Origin of the sequence: Gallibacter sp. Marseille-QA0791 (assembly GCF_965119705.1) — a bacterium.
In the GTDB taxonomy this organism is placed as follows: Bacteria; Bacillota; Clostridia; order Peptostreptococcales; family Anaerovoracaceae; genus Lentihominibacter; species Lentihominibacter excrementipullorum.
On the sequence record NZ_CBCPMH010000001.1, the window covers coordinates 1,200,027 to 1,213,968 of the forward strand.

Annotated in this window: 15 protein-coding genes; 5 read left to right on the forward strand and 10 right to left on the reverse strand. The window is 48.0% G+C overall.

The annotated features are described in order from the left end of the window. Nucleotides 1–15: 15 nt before the first annotated feature. From infC to trxA, 3 genes are all read right to left on the reverse strand, one after another. A complete protein-coding gene (infC, locus tag ACQY69_RS05535; RefSeq protein ID WP_428259289.1) occupies nt 16–516 on the reverse strand; it encodes a translation initiation factor IF-3 in 501 nt (166 codons plus the stop codon). A gap of 404 nt (nt 517–920) precedes the next feature. Then, on the reverse strand, nt 921–1,313 hold the full coding sequence (locus tag ACQY69_RS05540) for a desulfoferrodoxin family protein (RefSeq protein WP_428259290.1): 393 nt from the start codon (nt 1,311–1,313) through the stop codon (nt 921–923). Nucleotides 1,314–1,422: 109 nt separating this feature from the next. Continuing rightward, nucleotides 1,423–1,734, reverse strand: coding sequence for a thioredoxin (trxA, locus tag ACQY69_RS05545; RefSeq protein ID WP_428261021.1), 312 nt, complete (start codon nt 1,732–1,734; stop codon nt 1,423–1,425). Nucleotides 1,735–1,933: 199 nt separating this feature from the next. Here trxA and ACQY69_RS05550 point away from each other — a divergent pair, with 199 nt between their 5' ends. The 3 genes from ACQY69_RS05550 to lexA all read left to right on the forward strand — a co-directional run bounded on the left by ACQY69_RS05550 (nt 1,934) and on the right by lexA (nt 5,972). After that, nucleotides 1,934–3,361 (forward strand): aldehyde dehydrogenase family protein, encoded by a 1,428-nt coding sequence (locus tag ACQY69_RS05550; RefSeq protein ID WP_428259292.1) that lies wholly within the window; start codon nt 1,934–1,936, stop codon nt 3,359–3,361. A 36-nt stretch (nt 3,362–3,397) separates the two neighbouring features. Beyond that, the gene (locus ACQY69_RS05555) at nt 3,398–4,723 is read left to right on the forward strand and encodes an aminotransferase class III-fold pyridoxal phosphate-dependent enzyme (protein WP_428259293.1); all 1,326 of its coding nucleotides are present in this window, start codon (nt 3,398–3,400) and stop codon (nt 4,721–4,723) included. 601 nt (nt 4,724–5,324) lie between these two features. Next, the gene (gene lexA, locus ACQY69_RS05560; protein ID WP_428259295.1) at nt 5,325–5,972 is read left to right on the forward strand and encodes a transcriptional repressor LexA; all 648 of its coding nucleotides are present in this window, start codon (nt 5,325–5,327) and stop codon (nt 5,970–5,972) included. Nucleotides 5,973–6,105: 133 nt separating this feature from the next. Here lexA and yhbY read toward each other — a convergent pair whose 3' ends face one another. The 6 genes from yhbY to ACQY69_RS05590 form a co-directional block, all read right to left on the reverse strand. Then, nucleotides 6,106–6,402, reverse strand: coding sequence for a ribosome assembly RNA-binding protein YhbY (gene yhbY, locus ACQY69_RS05565; protein ID WP_428259297.1), 297 nt, complete (start codon nt 6,400–6,402; stop codon nt 6,106–6,108). A gap of 108 nt (nt 6,403–6,510) precedes the next feature. Then, nucleotides 6,511–7,884: a PhoH family protein gene (locus tag ACQY69_RS05570; RefSeq protein WP_428259299.1), complete on the reverse strand. Its 1,374-nt coding sequence runs from the start codon at nt 7,882–7,884 to the stop codon at nt 6,511–6,513. Between the two features lie 167 nt (nt 7,885–8,051). Further along, nucleotides 8,052–9,245, reverse strand: coding sequence for a vWA domain-containing protein (locus ACQY69_RS05575; RefSeq protein ID WP_428259301.1), 1,194 nt, complete (start codon nt 9,243–9,245; stop codon nt 8,052–8,054). Nucleotides 9,246–9,249: 4 nt separating this feature from the next. Beyond that, entirely contained in the window at nt 9,250–10,083 is an 834-nt protein-coding gene (locus tag ACQY69_RS05580) for an AAA family ATPase (protein WP_428261022.1), read from the reverse strand. An 85-nt stretch (nt 10,084–10,168) separates the two neighbouring features. Then, nucleotides 10,169–10,795 carry a hypothetical protein gene (locus ACQY69_RS05585; protein ID WP_428259302.1) on the reverse strand — a complete coding sequence of 209 codons (627 nt, stop codon included), beginning with the start codon at nt 10,793–10,795 and terminating at the stop codon, nt 10,169–10,171. After that, entirely contained in the window at nt 10,788–11,906 is a 1,119-nt protein-coding gene (locus ACQY69_RS05590) for a CDP-glycerol glycerophosphotransferase family protein (RefSeq protein ID WP_428259304.1), read from the reverse strand. The genes ACQY69_RS05585 and ACQY69_RS05590 overlap by 8 nt, the downstream gene beginning before the upstream one ends. 282 nt (nt 11,907–12,188) lie before the next feature. On the opposite strand from ACQY69_RS05590, the gene ACQY69_RS05595 reads away from it, so the two are divergent. Both ACQY69_RS05595 and ACQY69_RS05600 read left to right on the forward strand, forming a co-directional pair. Next, nucleotides 12,189–12,524 carry a hypothetical protein gene (locus ACQY69_RS05595; RefSeq protein ID WP_428259305.1) on the forward strand — a complete coding sequence of 112 codons (336 nt, stop codon included), beginning with the start codon at nt 12,189–12,191 and terminating at the stop codon, nt 12,522–12,524. After that, a complete protein-coding gene (locus ACQY69_RS05600; RefSeq protein WP_428259306.1) occupies nt 12,521–12,889 on the forward strand; it encodes a sporulation initiation factor Spo0A C-terminal domain-containing protein in 369 nt (122 codons plus the stop codon). The genes ACQY69_RS05595 and ACQY69_RS05600 overlap by 4 nt, the downstream gene beginning before the upstream one ends. A 227-nt stretch (nt 12,890–13,116) precedes the next feature. Here ACQY69_RS05600 and ACQY69_RS05605 read toward each other — a convergent pair whose 3' ends face one another. Further along, complete coding sequence (locus ACQY69_RS05605) at nt 13,117–13,893, reverse strand: hypothetical protein (protein WP_428259308.1); 777 nt, start codon at nt 13,891–13,893, stop codon at nt 13,117–13,119. Nucleotides 13,894–13,942: the final 49 nt, after the last annotated feature.

Sequence of the window (13,942 nt, forward strand, 5' to 3'; positions counted from 1 at the left end):
CTGTTTCATATTTTGTTATTTGTCGCTTTTGGGCGTAAGTATCATCGTCAGGCTCCGACCTTCAAAGCTCGGTTTCTTGTCGATGTCACCTACTTCCGAAACGGCCTCGGCGAATTTGTTCATTACCTCCATGCCTCTGGCGACATAATCTCGCTCTCTCCCCCTGAATCGCAAGCTTACTTTCAGTTTGTCGCCGTCTTTGAGAAATTTAGATCCAGTCTTAGCCTTCACCATTATGTCGTGATCCTCTATGAACGTCGACAGCCTGATTTCTTTGACCTGCGTGGTCTTCTGCTTTTTCTTGGCTTCCTTTTCCTTTTTCTGAAGTTCGTATTTATACTTTCCGTAATCGAGAATCTTGCAGACAGGCGGGTTTGCCTTAGGTGAAACGCATACCAGATCAAGTTTTCTCTCCTCTGAGATGTCCAGCGCTTCCTGTCTGCTCATTATTCCCAACTGACTGCCATCGGTATCAATAACTCTCAGTTCCTTCGCACGAATTTCTTCGTTTATCATAGCTTCTCTGCTAATTTTACCGTACCTCCAAAAAAACCTTTCCGACGAAGCCGCTGCTGTCCTTTGCAGACCGCGGCGCTTGTCTATCAAACTACCTCGCCATTTTCAAGCAACAAAAAAGCGGATAACAAGTATCCGCTTCACTCACGCATTATCTCCGATCCTGCCTGAATGCGTAAACACACAGCAAAATCAAACCCTGCCGATATTGACCCAAGTAGCTTTCGCCCTTAGGTGAGAAGCGGACGACTTCTTCTTTCTACCTGCATTACTATACCATATGCTGTCATATGATGCAAGGCTTTTTATAGGGATACGACAAAAAAACGTCTCCCCTGCACTGCCTGAAAAATACAGAGCCCGCTGAATACCGCTGTTTCCGGCTCCGCGTCTGCGACTCAGCCTTACAACAAGTCCGTCTTCCACAATCCATGCTTGTTACAATAGGAAAACACTGCCACCGGCGCGTCTCCCGGGGCTTCCGCCGACACGCCGAAAGTGGCCCTAGGTTCTTCCCCGGCCCGCAGTCTGACAAACTGGCCGCCTCTTTCGGTCTGAAGATAGATCCACTCTATCAAATGATCATCTTCCATAGGATGGCTGATCTCGCCTACATCCACTCTTACAGTTCCTTCACGGCGATCCACCTTAGGCAGATGTTTTTCTCTGGCGCCGTCGGTCTCCATGGCTTTCAGCAATGTCAGTTCTCCACCGCAGCAGCCTGGCTTTTCGTCTCCATCGGTCAGAAAAGTCAATACAGCTCCACATTTTTCGCACATCAAAAATTTCGGTTCCATACACAATACCCCTTTCTTTTTCTGACGAAAAACCTGCCGCACAGCCATCATTTCAAAACGCCTGCCGACTCTGGCGTACCGACAAATCCGCAGATATTCGCATCTGGGATCACAGTCCCAGTTCCTGTACTATCTGCTCCTTCGAACGCAGACCGACCAGCGTGTTCACAGCCTGTCCGTCTTTGAAATACATGAGAGTAGGGATGCTCATGACACCGAACTTGACGGCAAGCGCCTGTTCTTCGTCAACATTGATCTTTCCCACTTTTATGCTGTCATATTCCTCCGCGATCTCATCCAGGACAGGACCCTGCATCATACACGGGCCGCACCACGACGCCCAGAAATCCACCAGCACCGGCTTCTCTGAGGCTTTTACTTCACTGTCGAAATTTCCCTGTGTTATCTTGATTATCTCCATATTTTTCACATTCCTTTCCTGTCATATTTTGCACGATATCATTCATATTTATACTATACCACGTCCAATGTGGACTATCAAGGTGAAATATCACCTTTTTCCTTTTCCTTGTAAAGGATATTTCGTTAAAGTATAATGTAACATGTTGAAAGAAATAATCTATACACATCGTTTACAGATAATAAGGAGGCTTTAAAAAATGGCAATGAATGCGCATGACTATGTAGCGGAACTGGTGAAAAGAGGACGGGCAGCCCAGGCCGTGGCAAACGGTTTCACTCAGGAAGACGTGGATCTTCTCACAGCTGCTGTCACTTACAATCTCACCAAACCGGAAAAAGCAGCTATGTTCGCTGATATGCTGGTAGAAGAATCCGGAATGGGTATCGCCGAGGACAAGGTAGCCAAGATATATGGAAAGGTCTGGGGCGCCTACATACAGATGAAGGACAAGAGATCCGTAGGACTCATCGATGACAACAAGGAAACAGGGATACAGCAATGGGCCAAGCCTATGGGTGTCGTAGCCGGGATCATGCCGGTAACAAATGGTGAAGCGACTCCTATCGTGAAAGCCAACATGGCCCTCAAAACGAGGAACGCCATCATCCTGGCTCCTCATCCAAAATGCAGAAAGCTTAACGTAGCCATCGTCAATGAAATAAGAGCCACACTGAAAAAGCTGGGCTATCCTGAGGATCTGGTCCAGACATGCGACCCGGAATGGGTAAAGCTGGAGGTGTCCCAGGAATTGATGAAGCAATGCGATTTCATACTGGCAACCGGCGGTGAAGCTCTGGTAGAAGCGGCTTATTCCTCCGGGACTCCGGCCATTGGCGTAGGCGTCGGCAACTGCGTTTCCATCGTCACAGGAAAGACGCCTATGGATAAAGTAGCCGAAATGATATGCGTATCTAAAGCTTACGACAATTCCACCTCCTGCTCCACCGAAAACAACATCATCGTCTTTGAGAGCTGTTACGACGAATTCATAAAGGAGATGGAAGCTCACGGCGCCTATCTGTGCAGGGAAGTCTCTGAGGAAAAGGCGAAGCTCCAGAAAACATTATGGCCAAATACGCCTGACGACCATGTCCTCAACAGAGCCATCGTAGCTCAGAACGCTGAGCATATCGCTCACCTGGCCGGCCTGGATGTACCTGAAGGTACAAGGGTCATCATGGCAGAGGAGTTCAATGGTTTCGGCTTGGAACATCCTTTCACGGGAGAAAAGCTGTCACCTGTATCTGGGATCCAGAAAGCAAAAGACCTGGACGACGCCATCGAGAAAATGCTGGCCACGCTGGAATACCAGGGCAAAGGCCACAGCTGCGGTATCCATACTGATGATCCGGCCGACGTGGACAAGCTGGCGGCCGTCGCTCCTGTAACGAAGGTAGTCGTCAATCAGCCACAGTGTCTGACCAATTCCGGCGGCTGGAACTGCGGATATCCCGTTTCCATGACTCTGGGATGCGGAACATGGGGCGGCAACAGCGTTTCCCACAACGCGACTTACAAAGATCTCCTCAATTACACCTATGTTTCAAGGCAGATACCTAACTGGAAGCCGGAAGCGGTAACGGATTTTATCGATGCCGATGTCATCGCGAAGGTCGATGCCTGATAGCTGTCGTTTTTACTGGATATCATGGAGGAACCAATGTCATCAATAAAGAAAAAAGATCTTAAATACAATCTTCACTCGTGGTCAGCCCAGGGCAAGCTGGACCCTATCGTGATAACGAAGGCGGAAGGGATATATTTCTGGGACGAGGAAGGCAAACGATACGCTGACATGTCGTCTCAGCTGGTAAATTCCAATCTGGGGCATGGCAACAAGGCTATTGCCGATGCTATTGCCAAGCAGGCCCATGAGCTTTCATTCATCGGGCCATCCTTTGCGCTGGGATGCAAATCGGACGCGGCCGAAGCCATCGTAAAGGCCACGGGATTCGCCGATGGCGCAAAGGTGTTCTTCGCCAACGCCGGAGCCGAGGCCAATGAAAACGCTATAAAGATAGCCAGACAGTACACCGGGAAATACAAGATATTTTCCCAATACAGGAGCTATCATGGCTCGTCGGCAGGTTCTGGCATGCTGACAGGTGAGCCGAGAAGGTTTTTCAACGAACCCGGTAATGTTGGTTTTATCAAATACGACGTACCTTATCCTTACAGAGTCCCTAAGGCATGTCATTTCGAAAACGACGATGAGATCGCCGACTTTTACCTTGAATTGCTGGAAAATCAGATATTATATGAAGGCCCTGATACTATAGCCGCCGTCTGGTTCGAATCGGTGGTCGGCTCCAACGGCGTCATCATCGCCCCTGTAAAATGGTATCAGGGAGTGAGGGCCCTTTGCGACAAATACGACATCCTGATGGTAGCCGATGAAGTCATGGCCGGCTGGTACAGGACCGGCAAATGCTTCGCATTCATGAACTTCGGATATGAACCGGACATGATCACTTTTGCCAAAGGCTCCACCTGCGGATATGTACCGCTGGGAGGTGTCGTAGTGCAGCAAAAGATCGCCGGATTCTTCGATGATCACGTCCTTGGCTGCGGCCTCACCTATTCAGGTCATCCTGTAGGATGTGCTGCCGCTGTGGCTACGCTGGACCAGTACAGGGAGCTGGACATCGAGAACAGAATGAAGCCAACGTCAAAATTGCTGGCTCAGACTCTAGACAGCTTCGCCTGCACCCACCCTTGCGTCGGTGAGGTAAGACATATAGGCCTCTTTTCCGCCGTAGAACTGGTCAAAAACAAAGAAGAGCGCCAACCGCTCGTACCTTTCGGCAGCGATCCGGACAACATCATGGGAAAAATCTTCACTCTTCTGAGAGACAGGGGGTTCTGGACTTATACCCATGAGAATATGATAATCGTCGCACCGCCCCTCATCATCACGGAGGATGAGCTGAGAGCTCAACTGGCCATTCTGGATGATGTGCTTAGCCAGGTCGATGAAATGATATAGACATGACAGCATGCCCCTTCGCATCACAAGGCGCCTGTAATGGTACAGGCGCCTTGTTTTCGCAAAAAAATGCTGATTTTCCCATACTTTTTTGACATAAAATCGACACTTATTTACGCACACTTCAAAGAATCCCGTCATTTCAATGGTCTTATGGCTTCCAAAAACAGCAAACATGTACAGATATAAGCATTGAATGCAGCAAATATAACATATATAATATATACAGGATGAAGCCTGTGAAATGATGCAGGCCTCTAAAATACAAACAGCGAGGTGAAAGCAATGAAAGGATTTGCAGCATTCTGGGAAAGCATGAAACAGTATGTGAATCTGTATGCAGACGTAACGCGCTCATTCCGTTAATCAGACAGACATGTACTGTATCGGAGCATCATTAAAATAATAACGCAGATATTGTGTTTTTTCGCCGGTGGGAGTCATCCTGCCGTTTTTTCTTTTTGTCTTGCCGTATACTGCACATCCGGCCATTCTTCCGGACATGCTCCCGCAAGGAAGCGCTCGCTCCCGCACATCGAAAACATGTGTTTACTTTTTGTTCTTTTTATGATATCATGTTCTCATAAAGGAGGGTGTGCTTATGTTAAAAGAAAGAGAACAGAAGATCCTGGATTATATGAGGGAAGAAATAAGAAAAAAAGGATATCCTCCTACTGTGCGCGAGATATGTTCCGCGCTGAACATCAAATCCACATCTACGGCTCATAAAGACATATCCAATCTGGTAAAAGCCGGTTATATAAAAAAAGACCCTTCGAAACCCAGGGCGCTGATGCTCGTTGAAACGGACACATCCGGTCAGACGACATATGAGACCGGCAATGATGACGGTATTTCCCATACAGAAGTCATCGACATCCCCGTCGTAGGCAGGATAGCGGCAGGAACACCTATTCTGGCGGAACAGAACATCGAAGACAGCTTTCCCGTTCCCGCTCGGTTCGTTGGTACCAACCCAAACTTCATGCTGACCGTCAGAGGCGAAAGCATGATAGAAGCCGGCATCATGGACGGCGACTACATCTTAGTCGAGCAGCAGAACACAGCCCGCAACGGCGATATCGTCGTCGCGATGGTAGACGGATTTGAAAGTGAAGCCACGGTAAAAACCTTTTACCGCGAAGGGGATCACATACGGCTCCAGCCTGAAAATTCAACTATGAGTCCCATTATCGTAAACGATGTGAAGATACTCGGTAAAGTACGCGGCGTATTCCGATACTTCTAAAAACCTTTAACAAACTTTTTAAAAGCACTTGAAAACGTCCGGGCAAATGCTGTCCCGAACGTTTTTTCTTTTCTGCTTTTACATTGCGTTCGCCTGCCGAACATACCCGTAAAGAGCGCCTCTGTCAGAGCCATCATTTGCGAGGCAGTTCTATTTTCCTGTTTTCCTTTGACGGTCTGTAGAGCACGAATTTGCGGCCGATAGCCTGGACGAACTCAGCATCAAGTTCTTCAGCCAGTCGGTTCGCCACATCTGCCGGCTTCATATCGCAGCCTTCCTGTAATTTTACCTTGACCAGCTCCCTGGACTCGAATCCCGTCTCCATCTCCTTTTTTATATTGTCAGTGACGCCGGCTTTCCCGATATATACCGTAGGATCAAGCTGATGAGCCAGCTTCTTCAGATATATCCTCTGCTTTCCTGTTATCATGTACGCATACTCCTTTTAGGCTCTTTATTATTTTGCTCAAACAGCCTTCGCGGCTGCCAGTCGTTCGAGTATACTATATTTCTATCGGATTTTCAAGACCCTCTCCGGCTACAATCGCTGTATAGCGTCCATGGCCAGCTCAGAGCGCTCGCATTCGGAAGCTGAGAACGTCAGCTGCCAGCACAACGGGCTCCCCTTCATGTGCTCCGATGCATAGCTGAGGCCGTTGGTACGCTCATCGAGAAATGGTCTGTCTATTTGATTAGGATCTCCCAGAAGGATTATCTTGGTATCCTTACCCGCTCTCGTTATTATCCCCTTTACCTGCTCAGGCGTCATATTCTGAGCCTCGTCTATCATCAGATATGTCTTGGCGATGGAACGGCCTCTGATGAAGTTCATCGCTTCCGCCTGGATGATGCCTCGATCGAATATCTCGTCTATCTTCCCCCGCAGCTCGGCTTCGTTGGCGTATCGTTCCTTTTCATCTGAATCTATCAGCTGCTCCAGATTATCTATAACAGGACGCAGCAGCGGCGATATCTTTTCCTGCTCATCGCCCGGAAGGAATCCTATCTCGGAATCGAACTGGGCGTTAGGTCTGCATATGAGTATGCGCCTGTATTCTCCGCTTTGCTGGTTCAGCACCTTTTCCAGGCCCACCGCCAGGGAATAAAATGTCTTGCTGGTACCCGCAAGTCCCTTCACGATCACCAATGGTGCCTTTGCCGCCGGCTGCATCAGCGCCTCCTGGATGAAATACTGCCCGGAATTTCTGGGCGAAATGCCGTAAGGCTTCGACTTCTGATATTCCAGCTTCTTTATCATACCTTTTTCCACACGGCCCAAGTGAGTTTTCTTAGCCGACTGGTCAGCCTTGAGCACGATAAACTGGTTCTCGTAAAGCTCTGGCTGATATGTATTTCCCTCATCATCGATACAGTATATCTTATCAACCGACACACCCTTTTTCTTGAAATCCTTAAAGGCGTCTTCAGGCACATAGACCTCGGCCCGTCCCCTGTATTGGATCTCTTCCTCGGCCACCTGTTCAGTGGTGAAGTCTTCAGCTGCAAGGCCCAACAGCTGTGCCTTTATCCTCAGCAGCATATCCTTCGTTACCAGGATCACCGGCTGGGACAGATCTTCCGCCAGCCCTTTACACACCTTCAATATCCTGTTGTCTTGTTTGTGTTCATGGAAATCCTGGGGCAACTGGACGTCTACATAGTTCTTTTCTACCCGGAGAAGCCCTCCGTTTTCCATCTCCACTCCATCGGTCAACAGTCCTCTCACTCTCAGCTGCTCCAACGCCCTTATAGCTTTCCTGGCATTGATCCCTCGTTCTCCGTCGTCCCTTTTCAGGTTATCCAGCTCTTCCAGAACTGTTACGGGGATCACGACCGTGTTCTCCTCAAAACACCTGAAAGCCCCCGGGGCCTGAATAAGCACATTAGTGTCCAATACATATACTTTACTCATAACTATCCCTTCTCGTTTGACTTTGTTTCTACGATATGGCTATCGTATACTTTTCTTTAATATACAACGTTGCTGTATAATCTGAGAGGAGGTTGCAGTAAAATCTTTGTAAAAAGGCAAAAGGAAAGACCTGCTCCGACCTCAGGTCAGGCGCAGGCCCTCATTTGCTATTTGACTAACAGCTTTTTTATACCAGCTTCCAGCCCGTCCAGCGACAGCTCGAACATCGGGAATATCCCTGATATGGCGCTTATAGTCTTGGCGCCGTATATCCAGTCCCACGAACTCTGGCTGATAGGGTTCAGCCATATCTGCTTCTTATATCTCTTTTTGAACTTATCGAGCCATATTATGCCCGGTTCCTCATTCCACAGGCCAATATACGAATTGCCACCTCTTTTGTAGAGCTCCGACGGCGCCATCGCCGCGTCTCCTACAAAGATAACCTTGTATTCGCTGTCCAGATTCCTCAACACCCAGTTGGTCTCTATCCAATCACCCCTCTTGCAGTAAGGCGTCGTATAGAGGTGGTCGTAGATGCAGTTATGGAAATAATATACCTTCAGGTCCTTGAAATGATTGGCCTGACTGACAGCCTGGAAAAGCCTGTTGCACAGCCTGCTGTACGGCAGCATCGACCCATCTGAATCGATCAGCAACAATACTTTTACGGTATTCTTTCTCGGCTTGTCATACACGATCTTCAGCATCCCGGCATTTTCACATGTCTCATCTATCGTCTTATCTATGTTCAGCTCAGTTTCCTGAGCGTCAACTCTCGATGAATACTGCCTCAACCGCCTGAATGCCATCTGGAACTGCCTTATATCCAGTATCTTGTTCTGCCTGAAATCCTGAAAGTTTCGTTCTCCTGCCACCTGAACAGCCGATTTATGGCGGCCCTGTCCGCCCGTCCTGATACCTGTCGTATGAAACCCGCCGCGTCCCATGACTGACGTACCGCCGGTGCCGATCCAGTAACAGCCTCCGTCATGCTTTTCTTTCTGCTCTTTTATACGTTCCTCGAACATCTCCAGCAGCTCCTCCAGCTCCTTGGGGAACTCATTGCCAGTCCCCTTATCGTCAAGCGGACGCTCATGGTCGCTCTCGTTGAGCCAGTCCCAGAACTCCTGGGGCAGATCATCCGGAGTCTGGACGTTCTTGAAATATTCAGCAAAGACAGCATCAAATTTATCATATTCCGACTCAGTTTTTATCAGGATGCTCCGGCACAGGTGATAGAATTCCATCAGTGATGAATGGGCCATTCCCTTGTTCAGGGCTTCCTCCAGGATCATCCATTCGTTTATGGAAACCTCCAGGCCTCTTGCTCTAAGCAGGTAAAAAAAATCTAAAAACATATTTCTACCATCTCTTAAGCGAGTACCCTTTCTCTTTTATTTCATTCATCACGTCTATATCCTGGTTTTTCTTCAGAAGCACGCCGATGAACGGCATCTCTTCTTTCAGATTCTTGATGTTCACACCGCTGATCATCAATGCCTGTATCCAGTCGAGAAGCTCCGATGTGCTCGGCTTCTTCTGAAGGTCGTCCATCTCTCTTATCTCATAGAATGCCTCCAGCGCCTTTTCGCTGAGCTTTTTATCGATATCGCCGAAGTGGACATTTATGATCTCTTCCATCTTTTCCTTGTTTGGGAATTCGATATAGTGGAAGATACATCTTCTCAGAAACGCGTCAGGCAGCTCCTTTTCCGCGTTAGAAGTGATAATGACTATCGGTCTGTGCTTCGTCCTGATCGTCTCCTTCGTTTCATTGATATAAAATTCCATCTTATCCAGTTCCCAAAGCAGGTCGTTAGGAAACTCCAGATCCGCCTTATCGATCTCATCTATCAGCAGCACCACCTGCTTGTCGGAAGAAAAGGCCTCGCCCAGCTTTCCCAGCTTGATATACTGTTTGATATCGGCCACATTTCCTTCACCGAACTGGCTGTCATAAAGTCTCTGTACCGTATCATAAACGTACAATCCTTCCTGCGCCTTAGTGGTGGACTTTATCCCCCATATGATCAACTCCATGCCGAGAGAATCGGCAATAGCTTCCGCCAGCATGGTCTTTCCGGTCCCCGGTTCTCCTTTGATGAGGAGAGGCTTTTCCAGGGCAATAGCCACGTTGACCGCGTTCATGAGCTCCTTGGTAACGACGTAATTATCGCTGCCTTTAAAAACATTCATTTCCATTTTTTCTATTCATCTCCTTGATCTCGTCTTTACTCCATTGCAAACTTTTTTTGCCACATCTGTTATGATATATTAAAAATCAGCCTTTTTCAAGATGTTTATGGCGGTATTGTCTTTCATATACACACGATCCGAAGACCCAGACGATACAGTACAGCAAGGCCCCGCCATTGCCTGCGATGATATCCGTCACCGTATCCTCCATACCTCGCTGCATCCCGCCTCCCAGCAACTTATCAGAGGTGAACTCGAATATTTCCCATATCCCCGCGCAGGCCGACGAAAAGAAAAAAGCAAAGATCATTCGGGAAATTTTCAGAGCCTTACGGTTTCCTTCATCCGAGGACGTTGACAAGCCTTCCTCATCCGGAAAAGCTCTCTTCAACAGACACGATATCATCATACCAAACCCTGCCAGCAGCATACCGCTTATGAAGTGTATGATCTTATCATACGGCCCGAAACGAGTATACATATCAAGTACTGAACCTATAGGTGAAGCAAAGTATACGAATCCACACCCCAGGAAATACAGTATATCGTCCATCTTCAAGATCACCGATACTGCCAGCAACGCCGCAATAGCAGCGAAAGAGCCCGCCACATCCGTGGCAGGCGGTTCTGTACCTGTCACAAAGGCTGCCCATACAGTGACCGCCGACATTGCTGTCAGGATCGTCGTGGCTGCAGATTTCTTTCTATTCATACGCCTTCACCTGATCCGCGATAAATTCAGCCAGCTTTTCGGTACACCCTTCCTGATTTTCCACGTATTTTCTCCCAAAAGCCCTCACCTTGCGCAGGTCATAATCATCTGACGCAACAGCTGCCGCCAGCTTTTCCGGATCTTCCGATATGACTCCCGGCATCTCAGCCTTATAATCGATGTAAAAATCTCTCTCCACTCCGTATCGATCATAGTCAAAAGCATAGAAAAACAGCGGCTTTCCTATTACCGCGGCCTCAAATATCACTGCTGAGTAATCACAGATGACGTAATCGGCCGCAAACAGCATTTCCAATGTCGTGAACTTCTCGTCCATGACAGCTGCATCGCAACGGATATCCATGAGAGGATGCTTTTTCACGACTACGATATACTCATCCCTTGAAAAGGCTTCCGCCAGCCTTTCCGTCTCCCTGGAAATATCCCGGTCAACTCTCTGCGTCGGCGCGTAGACTACCACTTTTTTCTTCCTGAATTCCGGGTATGTCTCATAGATACGCCTGAGAGCCCCTTCCTTGAAATCCCAGCCGGTCAGCTTATCGACCCGTGGAAGAGACATGACGACTATCCTATCCTCATCATAACCGAAAGCCTCCGCAAAATTGTGTATACACTGATGGCCGCTGGTAAGGATATAGGTGTAATTCCTGTGCATGGAAAAGGCGTCAGCCAACTCTCTGTCACGGCCTTCTCCTTCTCCCACTATGCTCAGTCCGAATTTTTTCAGAGAGCCGAGGGCGTGCCACATCTGGATGACCACCAGCGAATCCCGTTGCTTCAGAGCGCTCACGCTTATACAGTATGAATCCAACACCACGACTTTCGATGTGGCAATGTGGCGCATCTGCTTCAGAATATGGAAACAGTAGCTCACTCTTGCGGGAATACCATCCCCGAGTTTTTTACACAGAAAAACCTGCTCTATGCCAGGATATTTCTTTCTGATGACCTTCTCCAGCATTTCCATATCCTCGGACTTTTCGTCTGCCTGACGGCTTATAAAGGTCACTTTGTCCCTGACACGAGACAGCTTCATCACCCCATATATCAGATTCAAAACACCGATGATCGGCTTTACTATTTTCTTCATTTCTTTCCCCAATTCCTTTTATAGCTCTGTATTTTCTCGCCCGCTCATAAATAATATTTTACCATAAACGTATCAAAGTACAAAGGCCTGCCGGAAATTCTCACCATTTTCTCATAATTTCTCCACCCGTGCCGCTCCGCGCAGCCCCAAAGCTTCGACTGCTTTTCCGTGGAGCCTGGCTCTTCCGTTTTTCCGTACGAAAACCTGTCTTCAAATGTCAAAGCCTGCCCCTATTTCACCGGATTTTTTCCTCTATTATATAGTAAGGAGGAGATGAAGAATATGGAGAAATGTAATAATTTGTCGAAGAACTTAAAGGCATATCAAAATATACGCAGCCTTTCCCTCGTGGAGTTCTCTAAGGAACTGGATATCCCGATGTCCACACTGAAGGCCATATTGAAAGACGGCAACACGACACTGGCCACAGCTATACGCATTTCAAACAGCCTGGATATCGGACTCGACATGCTCATATACGACAAACACTTTCCTGAGAAATTATTTATCCTGCATTATATCGATAATTGCAACAACTGGTATTCCTCTTTCCCTGATGAAAAGAAAGATCAGATATCCGGCTTGTTGGAAGAGCTCTGGGAGGTGATCGATAAATGACGATTTCCGAAGAATTTCGCAGCGCGGGCCGCCTTCTGGCTTCATTAGGCATTACTGCCAATTATATGGGATTCTACTATGCTTCATATGCTGTGAGCCTGGCTGCCCACGACCCTGAGCGCCTGCTGTTCGTGACAAAAAGCCTTTATCCCGATGTTGCGAAGCATTACAGAACAAGCTGGAAATGTGTAGAACGCAACATTCGAACTGTCACGCGGATCTCCTGGGAGAAGAACCCCGCTCTTCTCGCCAAGCTGGCCGGCCATCCCCTGGATACGAGGCCCGGCGCAGCGATGTTCCTCGCGATACTGACTGCCGGTATATCTCGTCGCCTCCCGGATGACGAGCAGGTGTCATCCTTTTGATGCGATGAGCCTCTGTACGCTTACGGATAAAATCCGTCGGCGCGCAGGGGCCGGTCAGAGTGCGCCATTTACAGAATACTTGTCAGCATTATGACATATCTTTTTCAGCAAGGAACTGTTTCCCCTGTCTGGAAATAGTAATCCGTCGCAAGCCCTCGACCGTGGGAAGGATTTATTGCTGCAATGGTAGCAAGGTATTTACCTTCTCTATGTTTCTCTTTCCTTATTCACAGCTTATCCATCTCGTCCATCATCGCCGGTCGCTGTTTGTACTTTCCCCTCAGTTCCTTCTCCAGTTCTATCACTACGGCTATTCCTCCATCGAACTTTCTCATCTTCCTCATCAGCTTCACGATGTTTCTGTAATGGCTGCGCGTTCCGGAATGCTCGGCTTCTTTCAGTATCGCAGCCCTGTACATTTCCAGTATCGCCTCGGGGCATCGTGATTCCAGCACTTGCCTATACTCGTCAATCAGGGAGAGATCCTTGCTTTTGACTATGTATTCAGTGAGCCTGTCGTACATTTTCTCTTCATTGAAAAGGCGATCTGCGCCCCTGCACTTTCCAACAGCATAGAAAATACCTTTTCTCACAGACTCCCATTCTTCCGTATCGCAGATTTTCTTAAGCTCCTTAAAAGCATCAAGATCGCACTTATTATGCTTAGTGATAAGGCATATCAGCTCTTCTTTTCGTTTTTTCTCATCGCCGGTTATTTCATACAGTCTTACTAACCGCTGAGAGTAATCTTTCACAAGTCCCGGATAGCTTTTCTCCATGGTCTTGCTTTTCTCCAGGATATCGATGCCCTCTGCCATCTGTCCCATGAAAATTAACCGCTCCACCGCATGCATTCTGGCCTTAGGAGTTTTCCAGTGTTTTCGTTCTATTTTTTCGACTTCCTCTGCAGCTTCTTCCGACGTATCCAGCCCATCTGCCGCCTCAAAGTAGATATCGAGCCATCTGGATAATCGGTACTCTTCTGACTTACCGGCGTTTTTCACAGTACTCCATCCCTCGCCTGAGGATGTGTGTTTCAAATTTATTCTGCCA

Coding starts and splice junctions, on each gene's coding strand:
- ACQY69_RS05590 (WP_428259304.1), bottom strand. CDS start 11,906: ATGAAGAAAATAGTAAAGCCGATCATCGGTGTTTTGAATCTGATATAT.
- ACQY69_RS05570 (WP_428259299.1), bottom strand. CDS start 7,884: ATGAGTAAAGTATATGTATTGGACACTAATGTGCTTATTCAGGCCCCG.
- ACQY69_RS05600 (WP_428259306.1), top strand. CDS start 12,521: ATGACGATTTCCGAAGAATTTCGCAGCGCGGGCCGCCTTCTGGCTTCA.
- ACQY69_RS05580 (WP_428261022.1), bottom strand. CDS start 10,083: ATGAATGTTTTTAAAGGCAGCGATAATTACGTCGTTACCAAGGAGCTC.
- trxA (WP_428261021.1), bottom strand. CDS start 1,734: ATGGAGATAATCAAGATAACACAGGGAAATTTCGACAGTGAAGTAAAA.
- lexA (WP_428259295.1), top strand. CDS start 5,325: ATGTTAAAAGAAAGAGAACAGAAGATCCTGGATTATATGAGGGAAGAA.
- ACQY69_RS05595 (WP_428259305.1), top strand. CDS start 12,189: ATGGAGAAATGTAATAATTTGTCGAAGAACTTAAAGGCATATCAAAAT.
- ACQY69_RS05555 (WP_428259293.1), top strand. CDS start 3,398: ATGTCATCAATAAAGAAAAAAGATCTTAAATACAATCTTCACTCGTGG.
- ACQY69_RS05575 (WP_428259301.1), bottom strand. CDS start 9,245: ATGTTTTTAGATTTTTTTTACCTGCTTAGAGCAAGAGGCCTGGAGGTT.
- yhbY (WP_428259297.1), bottom strand. CDS start 6,402: ATGATAACAGGAAAGCAGAGGATATATCTGAAGAAGCTGGCTCATCAG.
- infC (WP_428259289.1), bottom strand. CDS start 516: ATGATAAACGAAGAAATTCGTGCGAAGGAACTGAGAGTTATTGATACC.
- ACQY69_RS05585 (WP_428259302.1), bottom strand. CDS start 10,795: ATGAATAGAAAGAAATCTGCAGCCACGACGATCCTGACAGCAATGTCG.
- ACQY69_RS05550 (WP_428259292.1), top strand. CDS start 1,934: ATGGCAATGAATGCGCATGACTATGTAGCGGAACTGGTGAAAAGAGGA.
- ACQY69_RS05540 (WP_428259290.1), bottom strand. CDS start 1,313: ATGGAACCGAAATTTTTGATGTGCGAAAAATGTGGAGCTGTATTGACT.